Origin of the sequence: Microbacterium sp. TS-1, from assembly GCF_000509385.1 — a bacterium.
GTDB lineage: Bacteria > Actinomycetota > Actinomycetes > Actinomycetales > Microbacteriaceae > Microbacterium > Microbacterium arborescens.
Window position 1 is genome coordinate 2,657,060 of the sequence record NZ_BASQ01000001.1, and the last position, 15,464, is coordinate 2,672,523.

8 protein-coding genes are annotated in these 15,464 nt (G+C 70.9%); 5 read left to right on the forward strand and 3 right to left on the reverse strand.

Annotation, left to right across the window (positions count from 1 at the left end; all coding sequences use genetic code 11):
• The first annotated feature begins 178 nt into the window (after window positions 1–178).
• The gene (locus MTS1_RS16165; protein WP_023954356.1) at window positions 179–5,692 is read left to right on the forward strand and encodes a LamG-like jellyroll fold domain-containing protein; all 5,514 of its coding nucleotides are present in this window, start codon (window positions 179–181) and stop codon (window positions 5,690–5,692) included.
• Window positions 5,693–5,894: 202 nt separating this feature from the next.
• Here the strand turns inward: MTS1_RS16165 and MTS1_RS12435 are convergent, their stop codons facing one another.
• Both MTS1_RS12435 and MTS1_RS12440 read right to left on the reverse strand, forming a co-directional pair.
• Entirely contained in the window at window positions 5,895–7,211 is a 1,317-nt protein-coding gene (locus MTS1_RS12435; protein WP_023954358.1) for a glycosyltransferase, read from the reverse strand.
• Complete coding sequence (locus MTS1_RS12440; protein WP_023954360.1) at window positions 7,211–8,689, reverse strand: sugar transferase; 1,479 nt, start codon at window positions 8,687–8,689, stop codon at window positions 7,211–7,213. Before MTS1_RS12440 ends, MTS1_RS12435 begins: the two co-directional genes overlap by 1 nt.
• A 348-nt stretch (window positions 8,690–9,037) precedes the next feature.
• On the opposite strand from MTS1_RS12440, the gene MTS1_RS12445 reads away from it, so the two are divergent.
• Together MTS1_RS12445 and MTS1_RS12450 are read left to right on the forward strand one after the other, a co-directional pair.
• Entirely contained in the window at window positions 9,038–9,481 is a 444-nt protein-coding gene (locus MTS1_RS12445) for an adenylyltransferase/cytidyltransferase family protein (protein WP_036304797.1), read from the forward strand.
• A gap of 148 nt (window positions 9,482–9,629) precedes the next feature.
• Window positions 9,630–11,354 (forward strand): hypothetical protein, encoded by a 1,725-nt coding sequence (locus MTS1_RS12450; RefSeq protein ID WP_023954364.1) that lies wholly within the window; start codon window positions 9,630–9,632, stop codon window positions 11,352–11,354.
• On the opposite strand, the gene MTS1_RS12455 is transcribed toward MTS1_RS12450, so the two are convergent.
• Entirely contained in the window at window positions 11,315–12,259 is a 945-nt protein-coding gene (locus MTS1_RS12455) for an exopolyphosphatase (RefSeq protein WP_023954366.1), read from the reverse strand. The genes MTS1_RS12450 and MTS1_RS12455 overlap by 40 nt on opposite strands.
• Window positions 12,260–12,324: 65 nt before the next feature.
• On the opposite strand from MTS1_RS12455, the gene coaA reads away from it, so the two are divergent.
• Window positions 12,325–13,281 (forward strand): type I pantothenate kinase, encoded by a 957-nt coding sequence (coaA, locus tag MTS1_RS12460; protein WP_023954368.1) that lies wholly within the window; start codon window positions 12,325–12,327, stop codon window positions 13,279–13,281.
• Between the two features lie 1,031 nt (window positions 13,282–14,312).
• The gene (locus tag MTS1_RS12465; RefSeq protein ID WP_141097181.1) at window positions 14,313–15,431 is read left to right on the forward strand and encodes a triacylglycerol lipase; all 1,119 of its coding nucleotides are present in this window, start codon (window positions 14,313–14,315) and stop codon (window positions 15,429–15,431) included.
• Window positions 15,432–15,464: the final 33 nt, after the last annotated feature.

Consider the following 15,464-nt stretch of genomic DNA (forward strand, 5'->3'; position numbering starts at 1 on the left):
GTCTCCCCCATCGCGCCGGTCGGCGGAATCCGACCTATGCGTCCCCTGAGCCACAGTGTACGATGCACGAAGTCGGACTGGTGCTGGGGCATCGATCCGGGCTTGGGGGAACGACGTGCGGCGGGGGCCGCGCGTCTTGGGGAGCGTCCGCGAGGGCGCGCAAAATTGGGGAAAACTCGTGCGTACACGCATCGCGGCCGTCGCCGCTGTCGTCATGGCTCTCATCATCGGGGCGGGGGTCGCCGGGGTCACCGCGCCGGCATCCGCTCTTTCGCCCGGAGTCTCATTCGCCGCCGACGATCAGTCGACCTGGCAGACCAACGGCACCGTCTACGCGCTGGGTGCGGCCGGCGGCAAAGTCGTCGCCGGTGGCACCTTCTCGCAGATCCGCCCGCCGGCCGGCCGATCAGATGCGGCTCGAGCGCGCAACGCCCTCGTCATCCTCGATGCCGAGACCGGTGAGCCCGACGCATGCCAGTTCGGCGTCACGCTCAGCGGCGGTACCCCGACGGTGCGGGCCATCACTGTCAGCGCCGATCAGTCGCGTGTCTACATCGCCGGCAACTTCTCCACCGTGGGCGGTGTCAACGTCGCCCGGATCGCGGTGCTCGACGTGCAAGCGTGCACGGTCGCTCCCTTCCGGGCGCCGCTGCCCGGCTCGACGGTGACCGCACTCGCGCTGCACGGCAACGTGCTCTACGCCGGCGGGCTCTTCACGACCGTGGGCGGCCAGACCCGTCAGGCGTTCGCTGCTTTCGACGCCACGAGCGGTTCGCTGCTGCCGTGGACCGCCAACGCGGTGCGCGGCCGCACCGATCTGCCGCCGCAGGTCAACGAGGGCCGCGCCATCGCCGTGTCGCCCGACGGCGCGAAGGTGGTCATCGGCGGCGACCTCTTCTCCATCAACGGTCAGTACTCGCACTCGATCGCGATCGTCAGCGGCGCGAGCATCGCCGACGGCAGCGGCGGTGATGTGCTGCGCACCTACGGGCCGGGCTTCATCCCCGACACGTCGGTCACCAAGACCATCATCGACGGCGGGGACGGACGCTTCTACATCGGCAACGAGGGCACGGGCGGCGGGGTGTTCGACGGCAAGGCGGCCTTCTCCTGGGCCACGGGTGACCAGGTCTGGCGCGACACGTGCCTCGGCGCGACCCAGTCGCTCGTGATGTACCAGGGCACGCTGTACTCGGCCAGCCACGCGCACGACTGCAGCGGGATCAACGCCTTCAACGACGGCATCCGTCGGTATTTCATGGCGCAGAACCCCGACTCGATGGAGGTGCTCGGCTGGCTCCCGCTCGGCAACGACGGCATCGGCGAGGGCATCGGGCCGCGCGCCCTCGCCGTCGCCACCGGCAATGCGAGCGGGCAGCGCTACCTCTGGTCCGGCGGTGACTTCACCACCATCAACGGCCACGCCCAGCAGGGGCTCACCCGGTTCGGCCCGCAGGACACCGGTGCTCCGCCCACGCCCGTGGCCAGCGCGCAGGCCACGAGCGACGGCACCATCCAGGTGCGCTTCCGCACGGTGGTGGACGCCGACGACAGCCACCTGACCTACAGCGTCTACCGCGGCAACGCGACGGATCCGATCTGGAGCGGCACCGGCAAATCGCTGTGGTGGGAGCGCCCGCAGGTCACCTTCGTCGACACGAACGTGACGCCGGGTGCGAGCTACTCGTACCGCGTCACCGCCAGTGACGGTACCAACACCTCGGCCCGCTCCGCCGCTGTCAGTGCCACGGCTCGCGCGGCCGGTGCCGACTATCCCGCCGCCGTGCGCGCCGACGGGCCGGTGAGCCTGTGGTCCGGCGCAGCCAACAGCACCTGGGTTCACGACTCAGGGGCCGCGCAGACCCGCACCGATGCGGTCCCGGCGATCCTGATGGACGGGGCCACCGTCTCGACCGACGGTGCGGTGCCCGCCGCGGGCGGCTCGCTGAAGTTCGACGGCGTCGATGACTACGCCATCACCGATCAGCTGCGGCTCGGGCCCTCGACGTACACCGTGGAGGCGTGGATCAACACGACGACGACCGCGGGCGGCAAGATCGTCGGCTTCGGCAACGGCCGTCCCCGCACCGGCTCCAACATCTCGAACCTCAGCGGCTCGTACGACCGCCACGTCTACATGCAGAACGACGGGCGCGTCACCTTCGGCGTCTGGATCGGGAGCGCGTCGACCGTCACCAGCCCTCAGCCGCTCAACGACGGTCAGTGGCACCACATCGTCGCGACCCAGGGGGCGAGCGGCATGGCGCTCTACGTCGACGGCCTCCGCGTCGGATCCAACAGCAACCGCGACCAACAGTCGTACTGGGGCGTGTGGCGAGTGGGTGGCGACCAGCTGGGAGGATGGCCGGGGCAGCCTTCCAGCAACTTCTTCGGCGGGCTCGTCGACGAGGTGGCGATCTACCCGAGCGCCCTTGCGCCCGCCCGCGTCGCGGCGCACTATCAGGCCTCGGGACGCACGCTCGACCTGAACGCGGCGCCGGCGGACGCATACGGGGCCGCCGTCTTTGGATCCGAGCCCTCTCTCTACTGGCGCTTCGACGACGCCGGAGCTGTGGCGGACGACTCGTCGCTGTTCGGCACGAGCCCCGGCGCCTACAACTCCGGGGCGCAGAGGCAGCCCTCGGGTGCGGTCCCCGGCAGCGGATCGGTCGCGCTCCCGGGTAACGACTCCGGCACGGTAGCGCTGGCTCAGCCGACCGCTCCCTCGCCGACCACCTCGGGCGAGATCTGGTTCCGCACTGACACGACCGCGGGCGGCAAGCTGTTCGGGTTCGAGAACGTCCCGACCGGCAACGGATGGAACTACGACAAGCAGCTGTACATGACGAACGAGGGGCGCCTCATCTGGGGCTCGTACCCCGGTTATGTCGCGACGGTCGAGTCCTCGAAGTCGTACAACGACAACCTCTGGCACCACGCCGTCGCCGTCATCGACGAGACGGGACGCAAGCTCTATGTCGACGGCGAGCTCGTGGCCGCGAACGGACAGACGGGCGCCGAGACCGGCGAGGGCTATTGGCGCATCGGCGGCGGCAACCTCGGCGGCTGGCCCGGCCAGCCCCAGTCGTTCTATTTCGACGGCGAGCTCGACGAGTTCGCGATCTACCCGACGACGCTCGACGCGGCGACGGTGGCCCGCCACCACGCGATCGGAATCGCCGACACCACCCCGCCGACCGCGCCGACGGCGCTGTCCGCGCAGGCCCTCGCCGACGGCGTGCACCTGTCGTGGACGGCCGCGACCGACGACCACGCGGTGACGTCGTACACGGTCTACCGCGGCGCGACGGCCGATTTCGCCCTCGGCGAGGACACGCGGCTCGGGTCGACAGCGACGACCGTATTCGTCGACACGGCGCAGGTGCCCGGTACGCGGTACTACCGTGTGGTCGCGGTCGACGCCGCCGGCAACGTCGGACCCGCGACGGACGCCGCGAAGGTCGACCTCCCCGACACGACGGCTCCGCAGACGCCCGCAGTCCCGGTCGCGACGGTCGCCGCCGACGGGATCTCGGTGACGTGGGACGCGGTCGCCGACGACGTCGCGGTCACGGGCTACACCGTCCACCGCGGCCCGACGGCGGACTTCACGGCGAACGCCGCGAACGTCGTCGGCGCAACGGCGACCACCGGGTTCACCGACCCGGCGCCCGAGCCCGGCACGTACTACTACCGCGTGACCGCATCCGACGCGGCCGGCAACGTCAGCGCGGCCTCGCCGGCCTCGCTCCCGGCGACGGTGGCCGCGCCCGACACGACGCCGCCTTCGGCGCCTGCCACCGCCACGGCCGCCCTGGTCGACGGCACGGTGCAGGTGCGGTGGACCGCGGCCACGGATGACCGCGGCGTCACCGGATACCGCGTGCATCGCGGCTCCGACGCGGCCTTCGTCGCCGACGACACCAACCGCGTCGCCGAGGTCACCGACCTGAAGTTCGACGACGCGGGCCTCGCGCCCGGCGTCTACCACTACAAGATCACGGCGGTCGACGCCGCCGGCAACGTCGGTGCCGCGGCATCCGTCGCGGTCACGATCGAATCGGTCGAGCCGGTCGTGGTCACGGTCCCGGTGGCCGAGGACGCGATGGTGGTGCAGGGCGTGCCCGGCACGAACTACGGCGCGAGCACGCAGATCTCCAGCCGCGGCGGTACCAGCCAGATCGAGTCGCTGCTGTCGGCCCCGCTGCCGACGGCCCCGAACGGCACGGCGCTGACACGCGTGACACTGAAGCTCCGTACCTCGACCGACCCGTCTGCGGGCACCGTCGAGCCGACCGATTTCGCAGTCATCGGAGACGCCTGGAACGAATCGACGGTCACGTGGAACTCGCGTCCCACCACGCCGGGAACCGCGGCGGGGCGCCTCGGACAGGCACCCGCCGTCAACACGGCCTACAGCGTCGATCTCTCGACGGCATCGCTGCGGCCGCTGCTCGGACAGAACGCGACGCTGCGGATGACGGGCTCGGGTGCCGACAACCTGCGGCTGTGGTCGTCGGAGGCGGCGAACAGCTCGTACCGTCCGGTGATCGTGCTCGAGTTCACACCGCTGTCGGCCCCGGACACGGCGGCTCCGACCGCGCCCGCGGGCGTGCAGGCGAACGCGACGGGATCGACGGTCGGCCTCTCGTGGACCGCCGCGACGGATGACCGCGGAGTCGTCCGCTACGACGCTCACCGCAGCACGACGCCCGGGTTCGCGGTGTCGGCCGGCAACCGGGTGGCGCAGACGGCCGGGACGACCGCTCAGGACGGCCCGCTCGAGCCGGGCACCTATGTGTACCGGGTCGTTGCGTTCGACGCCGCCGGCAACGCCGGTCCCGCGTCGAGCGAGGTGACGGTCACCGTGACCGCGCCCGACACGACGGCGCCGTCCGTGCCGGGGACACCGGCCGTGACGGTCAGCGGTGGCTCAGCCCAGCTCTCGTGGCCGGCGAGCAGCGACGACGTCGGGGTATCCGGCTACGAGCTCTACCGCGGCGCCAGCGCCGACTTCGCCGCCGACCCTTCTGTCCGGATCGCCACCGTGACGACCACGAGTCACACCGATGCCGGACTGGCATCCGGAACGTACTGGTACCGCGTGGCCGCCCGCGACGCCGCGGGAAACGTCAGCGCGGCCTCGGCAGCGGTCTCGGCGACGGTCGTGCCCGCGGTGCAGACGGCGACGGCGACGGTCGCGGTCGACGCGGACGCCGCCGGATACGCCAACACGCCGGCGCAGAACTATGCGACCTCGAACCAGCTCGTCTCACGGGGTGATGTCGGCCAGCAGAGCTTTCTCCGGCTCTCGCTGCCCACCCTCCCTCCGGGCGCGACGCTCGTCTCGGCCACGTTCGGCGTGCGGACCTCGACCGACCCTTCGGCGGGAAGCACCGGGGCGCACGACGTGCATCTGATGGACGGCACCTGGGACGAGGCGACGCTGACCTGGAACAATCGACCGACTGCGATCCGCGGGACGGGGCCCGTCGGAACGCTGTCGGGGGCGTCCGCCACCAACACCGCGTACACCGTGCCACTCGCCGTCGAGCAGCTCGCCCCCCTCCTCGGGCAGGCTGTCACGCTCCGGCTCTCGACCACCTCAGCGGACAATCTTCGGATCTTCTCGCGGGAGGCGACCTCGGCGAGCCAGCGCCCGACTCTCACGCTCACGTACACCCTGCCCTGACGCGGCGGGGGCGGCGCTCGCGTCGCACCCGGAGGCCCGGCCGACGACCCGAACGTCGACCGGGCCTCCGACGTGCCCCGCGGACACACCTCTTTATAGGGCCGCGCGACGCGGGGAGGGTCCGTCCGACGCGTCCGGTAACACCGAAGCGGGGACTGCAGCCGCAGCCCCCGCTTCGTGGTGAGAGAACGTCGTCGGTCGCTCACCGTGGCGCACGGTGCGCCGTCCGGGCCGCCGCGGCTTCCGCCCGACGGCTGCCGCGGGTGGCTCCTGCAGTCGCGGTGCGCCCCGCTCCGCTGATCGCCGTGAAGAGTGTCCGCTCGAACGCTGCGACCGCGGCTTCCTCCGACAGCCGCCGCCGCCGGTAGCTCTGCGCCTCAGCGCCGAAGCGCGCCGCCCGCTCCGGGGCGGCCGCGAGCGCTTCGGCCGCAGTGACGAGAGCATCGGGGTCCGCGGGCGGCACGATCGGGCCGGCGCCGGCAGCGTCCATCTCGGCATAGGTGGTGCTGGTCTCGTCCACGGCGGCCAGCACCGGCTTCCCGACCGCGAAGTACGAGGTGAGCTTGCTCGGCACCGACATCTCCGTCAGGCCTGGCCGTTCGTTGACGAGCAGGATGTCTGCGGCTGCGAGGACGTCGAGGAACTCCGACTCGGGAAGCGGGTCGACGAACGAGACGGCGTCGGCGCCCGTGCGCTGCTCGAGCGCGGCGCGCTGGCCGCCGTCCCCGACGAGCACGAAGCGCACGCGCGACCCGCGCTCCCGGGCGACGACGGCGGCATCGACGACGTTCTCCAGTCCTTGCTTCGCCCCGATCGCGCCGGTGTGCAGGACGATGACGTCGTCATCGGCCCAGCCGATTCGACGACGTGTCGCGGTGGTGTCGCTCGCCTCCGGCTCGGGCACGTGCGACCAGTTGCGCACGACGTCGACCGGACGCGTGACGCCCAGCCTGTCCTCGAGGGCGGTGCGGAACCGGCGATGGATGACGACGACCCGCTCCGAGGCCGCGAACAGGCTCACCTCGATCGCCCCGATGGCTCCGGCGCCGGTCCCCGAGCCCGCCTCCTGCACACCGAGCGCGTAGATGTCCTGCACCCAGGTGACGACCGGGATGCGATGCACCCGCGCGCGCAGAGCCACCAGGCGAGAGGCCAGCAGCGCCGGTGAGACGACGACGACGGCGGCGGGACTGTCCCATCGACACGTCACGGCGCGCAGCCCGAACGATATCTCGAACAGGGCTCGCTTGATCGTGCTGGGCACCCGCGGCACGTAGTGGCGCAGCCGCCGGATGTCCACCCCCGCCGCTGCCGACCGTGCCGGCAGGTCCCGGAACTCCTCCGGCACGCGCCACCATGGATAGTGCGGGTACGACGTGAGGACGCGGACGTCCCAGCCTTCGCGGGCCAGCCCTTCGGCCATCCCTGTCGTGTACGGACTGACACCTGTCGGCTCCGGGCTGTAATTGATGCCCACGAAGAGGACGGATGCCGGCACCGGCTCGGGTCTCGGGCTCATCAGTACGCTCCCACGGGTCGGAGCATCACCTTGACGGTGCGCCACATGATCATGAGGTCGAGGGTCACGGACCAGTTCTCGACGTAGCGGAGATCCAAGGCGACGCTGTCCTCCCATGACAGGTCGCTGCGTCCGCTCACCTGCCACAGGCCCGTGATGCCGGGCTTGATGTAGAGCCGCCGGAACACCCGGCCCTCGTAGTTGCGGACCTCGGACGGCAGTGGCGGACGCGGACCGGAGATGCTCATGTCCCCGCGGAGGACGTTGAAGAACTGGGGCAGCTCGTCGAGCGAGTAGCGGCGCAGGAATCGGCCGACGCGCGTCACACGCGGGTCGGCGCGGAGCTTGAACAGCGGTCCCGCGCCGTCGTTCGCCGGCAGCAGCTCGGCGAGCTCCTGCTCCGCGGTGTCGGTCATCGAACGGAACTTCAGCATCGTGAACTCCCGCCCGTCACGGCCGACGCGGCGCTGACGGAAGAACACCGGGCCGGGGGAGTCGACCTTGACGGCCAACGCGATCGCCGGGGTCATCAGCGCCACGACGGTGCACGCGACGGCGCTCACGACGAGGTCGAGGAGCCGCTTCAGCGTGTGGGCGGCGCCCTCGAAGACCGGGATCTTCACATGGATGAGCGGCAGGCCCTCGATCGGGCTGAGGCTGATGCGGGGGCCGGCGACGTCGGCGAGTCGGCTCGACACGATGAGCTCGGCCGCGGTTCCCTCCAGCTGCCAGGCCAGCGAGCGCGTGAAGTCCGGGTCGTCGTCGGGAACGCTCGCGATGACGAGGGTGTCGGCGCCGACGTCACGGGCGACTCGGGCAATGTCATCGGCGGTGCGGGCACGGAACACCCGACCGGGGTCATCGGCGACCACCTCGTCGGTCAGCGCCAGCGCGATGACGGAGTAGCCGTTGTCCGCGAGGGCGAGCTGACGCGTGACGTAATCGACGTCGCGGCGCTTTCCCGCGATGAGCGTCGGCGACGCGTATTCCCCCAGACGCCGTCGCATCCGCAGCCACGAGCGCCAGCGCCAGCGCGCCACGAGCAGCGCGAGCAGGCCGATGGGCAGTGCGACGACCATCTGCATGCGCAGACCGTCCCACTGCGCGACCTCGAACCCGACCGCGAGGATTCCGAAGGCGACGCCCGTCGCGTTCGCCACCCGCTTGTACTCGCTCGAACCGGCACCCATGACGCGCGGCTCCCGAGATCCGAAAAGGGTGAGCCCGGCGAGCCACACGATCAGGGTCGCCATCGCGATCGGGGCCGCGACCGACGGTGTCTCGCCCAGACGCACCGATGCGGCGCCCGCCGCCGACACGGCGGCACCGGCGACGAGGGTGTCCGTCACGCGCAGGCGACGCGCATATCGCCGTTCGCGCTGCGTCCGCAGCTCGAGCGACGGCAGGCGCCGCGGCGAGACCGCGGGGTCCCGTGACTCTCCTGAGCCCAGGCCGGCGCGGTCCTCGACGGCGGTCATCGAATCGATCCGATGACGCGTGCTCTGATGCGCCCGACGACATGATTGACGCGCATGATGTGCTCCCCCCAATGGAACATCGCGACGAGATCGCTCGGAACGGTCACGAGTTCCCAGGCTCGAGACCGAGTGCGTCGGATTTCTCCGTGGCCGTTCCCACACGGCCCGCCCTCGATTTCTACACCATCTCCGAGCCTGACGGAAGTCCTGGGGCCGCCGCGCGACACGCCGACTTCCGCTGACGCCCCGGATCGGTGTACTGTCACTCGCACCGGCATCATGTCGGTATTGGGGAATGCGCTCGGCGGGTGGGACCAATGGGCGGGTCACGAGCGTTTTGGGGGCGCCATGACACAGCGAATCGGGTACGCCGCGGGGGCGTTCGATGTGTTTCACATCGGTCATCTGCAGATCCTTCGGCGTGCTCGCGAGCACTGCGACATCCTCATCGCCGGGGTGGTGAGCGACGAGATGCTCCTGCGCACCAAGGGCATCTCGTCGTTCATCCCCACGGAAGAGCGCGCCGAGATCGTGCGCCACATCGACTTCGTCGACGACGTGCACATCGAGCGTGTTCCCGACAAGCTCGACGCGTGGCGAGAGGTCGGCTTTACGCATTTCTTCAAGGGCGACGACTGGCGAGACACCGAGAAGGGGCGCGCGCTTGAGAAGCGCTTCGCTGACGTCGGCGTTGAGGTCGTCTATTTCCCGTACACCGCGCACACGTCGAGCACGCAGCTCCGGCGGGCGCTCTCGGCAGCCGCCGACCGCGGGCGGGCCGCGACCGCCTGACGGCACGTCCTGCCGCGGCAGCGTGAGTTGTCGTCATCGCGGTTCGCTAGTATGTCCGCCAGCGAAGGATCGACCCGTCGGGTTCGAGGGGGCGGGTGTGGGCTGGGGACGACAATCGCGACGCCGTGCGCGGGTTCGCCCGGGCGTCGTGATCTGGTGGGACGCCGTGTCGGGCGGGCGCTTCTTCACCGTGTGGAGCGCACTCGTCGCTCTCCCCACGGCGGCCGTCGTGCTCGCACCCTACGCGACGGTCGATACGCTCTCGGAGGTCCTCTCCGCGCAGCTCGCGGCGGCTCTGGTCGCCGTGGCGATGGGCATCGCGCTGCTTCCGATCGCGATCCTGGAAAGACGCATCCCGTCACCCACGGTGCGCGGGGCATTGGTGCTCACCGCAGTCCTCGTCGCAGCTGCGAGCCGCCCCTTCCTCAACGACGTCGTAGCGGTCGGAGCCTTCGGCCTCGGTACCGACCCTGCGTGGGGTGAGCGGATCGTCACGAACATCGTCGTCTGGATCAGCATCCTGTCGCTGGTCGCCGTCACCGAGCAGCTCTACGTCAGCTCTGGGATAGCTCGAGCGCGTCTGCTCGACGCGTTGCGGACGGTCAGCGATGAGCAGCGCCGCGCGAGCCGATACGAGCGGGAGAGCCGCGCGTTCCTGGCCGCTGAGATCACCGTCCTCCGAACGGCGCTGTCGGCTCTGCTGGCTGCGGATGTCGACTTCGACCGCGTGCGAGAGTTCTCCGACACCGTCCGCTCCGCCAGCCACAGTGCACGGGCCCGTGCCGGCATCGATCTCGCGGAGGTCGCGCCCGACCTCGCGGATGCCCCGACGCCCCGAGGCGCGCGGACATTCTTCGAGCGGCTCCGACCGCCCGCGGTCGGCCTCGTCGGGGTGATCTTCGCCGCGGGGAGTGCGCCGTTCGCGCTTCGTTCCGCCGGGCCAGAGCTCGCCGCCGTCATGGTGGTGGGCGTCGTGCTGCTCTGTCTCGCAGCCGACCACGTCAGTCGTCGCGTGTCGCACCGTTGCGCGGCCCATGCCCGAGGCCTTCGGCTCGTCGTGGTCTGGACGGGCGCCGCCGTCGTGGTCGCCGGCGCGGCGCTCGCCCTGATGGGGGCGCGCACTCTGGTTCCGCTGATCCCCGTCATCGCTCTCCCCGGCGTCGCCGTCGTTGCGGCGCTCTGCGCTGAGGCCGTTCATCGCGGACGGGTCGAATCGCGCCGCCTGGGGCGTGCGCTGAGAGCAGTGGTCCGCTCGGCAGCGGACCAGGCATCGAGCACCCGGCAGGAGCTGCTGCGTGCTTCGGACCTGCTGCACGGCCGCATCCAGAGCAGCTGCGTCATGCTCGCGGCCCGGGTCGACGACGATCTCGCGACAGGGGCGGACCTCATCGCCTTCGAAAAATCGATCGGAGAGGGGCTGTCCGAGGCGGCCGATGCCGGCCCGTGGGTCCCGGCCCGGCCAGCCGGTCTGTCCGAGACGGTGGCGATCTGGGCTCCGGTGCTGTCCGTCTCGTCGGATGTCGACCCCGCGGCGAGGAACGCCATGACTGACGACCTCGTGTCCACGCGCGTCGTCGCGGTCGTCGCCGAGGGGCTCGTCAACGCGGTCAAGCACGCCGCGGCGAGATCCGCCGCCATCGAGGTGCAGTCCGACGAGAGCGGGTCGACCCTGTCCGTGCGTGTGCGTGCGCCCGGTCGCCTGCGTGCTGATGAGAGGACCCCCGGCCTCGGTGTCGCCGGGCTCGGCCCGTCGGCCCGTGTGTTCCAGCTCGGGCGTGAGGTGGTCCTCGAAGCCACTGTCCCGACCCGTGGACCGTCACTCGTGGCAGCAGGTCACGTCCGCGGGGCGCTCCACGACAACGACTCGATGTAGCGCAGGAGCACACCCTCGCGCAGGGCCCAGGGTGAGACCTCGAGCTCGTCGACGTCGAACGCTCGCATCGCCTCGTGCAGCACGACGGCCCCCGCGACGATCTGGAAGGTGCGATCGGCCGTGATGCCGGGGAGCTCCTGCCGTGCGGATGCCGGGATGCGGGCGAGTCGCGGGATCCACGAGCCGAGCGCCGCGCGGGGCAGTGTCATCCGCTCGATCCCCGACCAGCCCGGCACCGGGTATCCCGCGAGCTTCGCGAGGGAGCGGATCGTCTTGGACGACCCGACGACGTGATCCGGCCGGCGACCGGCCGACATCGCGGTGACCACGGGTGCCAGCGTCGCCCTCGCGTGCTCGCGCAGGAGCTCCACGGCTCCCTCGCCGGGCGGATCGGCGGGCAGGAACTGCACCGTCATGCGGCCTGCTCCGAGCGGCACGGAGGCGGCGGTGTCGGGCAGCTCGTCGCTGCCGGCGGCGATCTCGAGCGAGCCGCCGCCGATGTCGAACAGCAGGATCTCGCCCGCCGACCAGCCGAACCAGCGACGCACCGCGAGGAAGGTGAAGCGGGCCTCGGACTCTCCGCCGAGGACCTGGAGGTCCTGTCCCAGCGCCGCTTCGATCGCCGTGATCACCTGCGGTCCGTTCGTCGCGTCGCGCACGGCGCTCGTGGCGGTCGCCAGAAGCTCGGCGACGTTCTCGGTGCGCGACACCGCGACCGCCTCGGCCACGGCCGCGACCAGCGCCCGGACCCCCTCGTCGCTGATCGATCCGTCGGGCTCGAGGTAGCGCATGAGCCGCAGCACCGTTCGCTTGCTCGTCCGGGCCAGCGGGCGCCCACCGGGGCGGACATCGGCGACGAGCAGATGGACGGTGTTCGAACCGATGTCGAGGACTCCCAGACGCACGAGTTCACAGTAGTGGCAGGCCGGGTGCGCCGGCGGGGCGGGGCGCGGGGACTACGATGAGCGCGATGTCCCCTGAAGATGTGCAGGCGCTGGCGCCGCTCGCCCCCGCGCTGTACCGCGAGATTGACCGCGCGGACTGGTCCCGTCTCGCGGCGGGTGTCGCTCAGCCGCTGACCGAGACCGAGATCGTCCAGCTCCGCGGTCTCGGCGACCGCATGGATCTCGGCGAGGTCTCGCAGGTCTACCTCCCCCTCAGCCGGTTGCTGTCGCTCTACGCCAGCGCGACTCGGCGTCTCGGTGCCGACACCGATGCGTTCCTCGGCGAGGAGGACAGCACGACGCCCTTCGTCGTCGGCGTGGCCGGTTCCGTCGCGGTCGGCAAGTCGACCGTGGCGCGTCTGCTCCGCGAGCTCATGAGCCGCTGGCCGGGCACACCGCGCGTCGAGCTCGTCACGACCGACGGTTTCCTCTACCCCAACGTCGAGCTCGAGCGCCGAGGTCTCATGGCGCGCAAGGGATTCCCCGAGAGCTACGACCGTCGCGCGCTGATCGAGTTCCTGACCGAGGTCAAGTCGGGTGCACCCGAGGTGCACGCGCCGTTCTACTCGCACATGCGGTACGACATCGTCCCCGATGCGCAGATCACCGTCCGCCGCCCCGACGTCGTGATCGTCGAGGGGCTCAACGTGCTGGCGCCCCCGCCTGCGCCGCACGAGGTGGCCGTCAGCGACATGTTCGACTTCTCCATCTACGTCGACGCGGATGCCGAGCACATCAGCCAGTGGTACGTCGACCGCTTCATGGCGCTGAAGGCCGGGGCGTTCAACAATCCCTCGTCGTACTTCAACACCTTCGCCGATCTCGACGACGACGAGGCGGCCGAGATGGCTCGCGGCTTCTGGAACGACATCAACCTCCCGAACCTCGTCGAGAACGTCCTGCCGACGAAGCACCGCGCGACCCTGATCCTCCACAAGGGGGCGTCGCACGCTGTCGAGCGGGTGCTCCTGCGCAAGGTCTGATTCGCCCGTGAGAAGAGCGGCGTGCCCGCCATCCGTGAGGACGACGGGCACGCCTGGGTGTGGACGGCCCCCACTCAGGGGGAGGGGTGCGACCCGCAACCGCGCGGTCCGATCGGACGAGCCGGCGTGGCCGGGGCCCGGGTCGCGGTGATCGAGCGTGAGCCGCCACATCCGAACGGCGTGTATCGGTGGGCCGGCAGCCGCCGACGGGATGAGGTCGGGCCGTCACGGTCGACGCCGTCGCGTCGGCTGCCCCCCAGCAGCCGTGCGAGCGCGTGGAATCGCCTCGTCATGGTCATCCCCCAAGTCCCCACGAGAGCGGACCCACGTCCATCTCTCGTCCCCAATACCGCCGGGTCCAGCACGCCGGGTCCCATCCCGGCGAGTCTTCTTCCCTGCGTTGTGCCCGGGCTCTGCCGCGGGCTGCGCTCAGTATGTCAGAGTGTCCTGCTCCCCGGAAGCGTCAATCTCCGAGGCATCTTCTCTACGGCGGCGCGCGTTGTGCAGTGCGCGTGCGCGGATGCGCACTGCACAACGCCCTCACAATGCACAGATCCCCATCGACACCGTGAGTTCGACGCCCATCGTGACTCCCATACCCCCCAAAAGCAGGGAGCCTGCGCGCCGTGGTTGATCGTACAGCCGATGGTCGTGTCCGCCAATAGGGGGACAAAGATGCTGACGCAGATCGGCGTTCTCTTCACGCGGATCCGCTAGGCTTCATTCGCCTGCGCAGCGCTCGAACCGTTCCCCAAGCGGTGATTCGGTCGCCCGCCGTCCCCAACGGCCCGACCGAGAGCCCGTAGGTGTAGCGGGGCCCTCTCGAGTAAATCAGTCCCCAAATGGCTGACTCGAGAGGGCCCTCGTCATTTTCATCGCAAGGTGGCTCCCGGTGTTCCCGCACGCACGAGTCGCCGCAACCTGCTAGGTATGAATCCATGGAACTGGGGCGGCGTTCACGCGCGCTCGTGCGCGCTGTGATACGCGCGCGCTCGCGAGTGCGGCGGCGGCGCTCCCGGTGGCGTCCGTTCGTGGCGTTGAGCACGGTCGTCATGCTCGCCGCCACGGCCACGCTCGCCCCCGCGGCGGCGTCGTCGGCGTTCGCGCCGGCCGGGTCGGGAGTCGCGGCCGCGCTCGGCGATCGCGTCGTGCGGTTCAGCCAGGAGAGCGAGCAGGACTCGCGGGCGGTGCTGCTGGTGCACGGCTGGCTCAGCACGGTGCTCCCGGCCTCGGACGGACAGCGTTCCTACGCGCGATCGCCGTTCTCGCGTCCCGTGCAGTGGCGGGACGGTTCGGGCGCCCCCGTGGCACGCGGGATGACGGCGTCGCTGCAGGAGCGGCTCGAGGCCCAGCCCGGCGTCGCGGTGTACGCCTTCGACTACTCCGCGAACTCGGCGGGATGGGTGGGCTCGAACGGGTCGGCCGACAACCTCGCCGCCGCCATCCGGTCGATCGCCGACAGCGTCCACGGTCCGGTCGACATCGTGACGCACTCGATGGGCGGGCTCGCGCTGCGCTACGCGCTGCGAGACGACCCCGGGATCGCCGCCCTCATCGGCGAGGTCGTCACCGTCGCCGCTCCCTCGCAGGGGTCAGACATCGCAAACGTCGCGGTCGACATCGCCGCGGCGATCCGCGCCACGATGTCGACGGTGCCGGTGCTGCAGAACCTCGTGCTGCCCTGGATCGGCGCCGTCTGCAACAACCAGCTCGCCACCGACGCCCGCGGCGGGTGCGACCTGCCGCCCATCATCCGGACGGGGATCGCGGCCCTGGGGCCCGCCGGCATCGCGCTGCGCGCCGGGTCTGCCGACATCGCCGGCCTGCCCGACTGGCCCGCGGGCCTGCACGTGCACGCGATCGCCGGATCGGCCGTCGTCACGATGCCGCTGCCGACGGGCAGGATCGCAGAGGCCCGCCTCGGCGACGGGCTCGTGGCCGAGGACTCCGCGCTCGCCGGCGCGAGCGAGACCACCGTCATCACGTGCCGCACGGACCTGCCGCCCGGCACCGCGGGGATCGGCATGGTGCTGTCGGGCCAGGTCGCCGCGCCGCCCTTCGGCGGGGCGTGCGGACACGACGCGATCTTCTCGAACCTCGAGGTCGTCGACGCCGTGCTGGCCGCGCTGCGCGGCCCCGCGCCGGCCTGACACGAACGCACCCGGGCTGCCGATCTAGGATGG

Bases quoted from the DNA above. Each gene is read 5' to 3' on its own strand.
- MTS1_RS12435 (WP_023954358.1), bottom strand. From the start codon at position 7,211: ATGAGCCCGAGACCCGAGCCGGTGCCGGCATCCGTCCTCTTCGTGGGC.
- MTS1_RS12440 (WP_023954360.1), bottom strand. From the start codon at position 8,689: ATGACCGCCGTCGAGGACCGCGCCGGCCTGGGCTCAGGAGAGTCACGG.
- MTS1_RS12445 (WP_036304797.1), top strand. From the start codon at position 9,038: ATGACACAGCGAATCGGGTACGCCGCGGGGGCGTTCGATGTGTTTCAC.
- coaA (WP_023954368.1), top strand. From the start codon at position 12,325: ATGTCCCCTGAAGATGTGCAGGCGCTGGCGCCGCTCGCCCCCGCGCTG.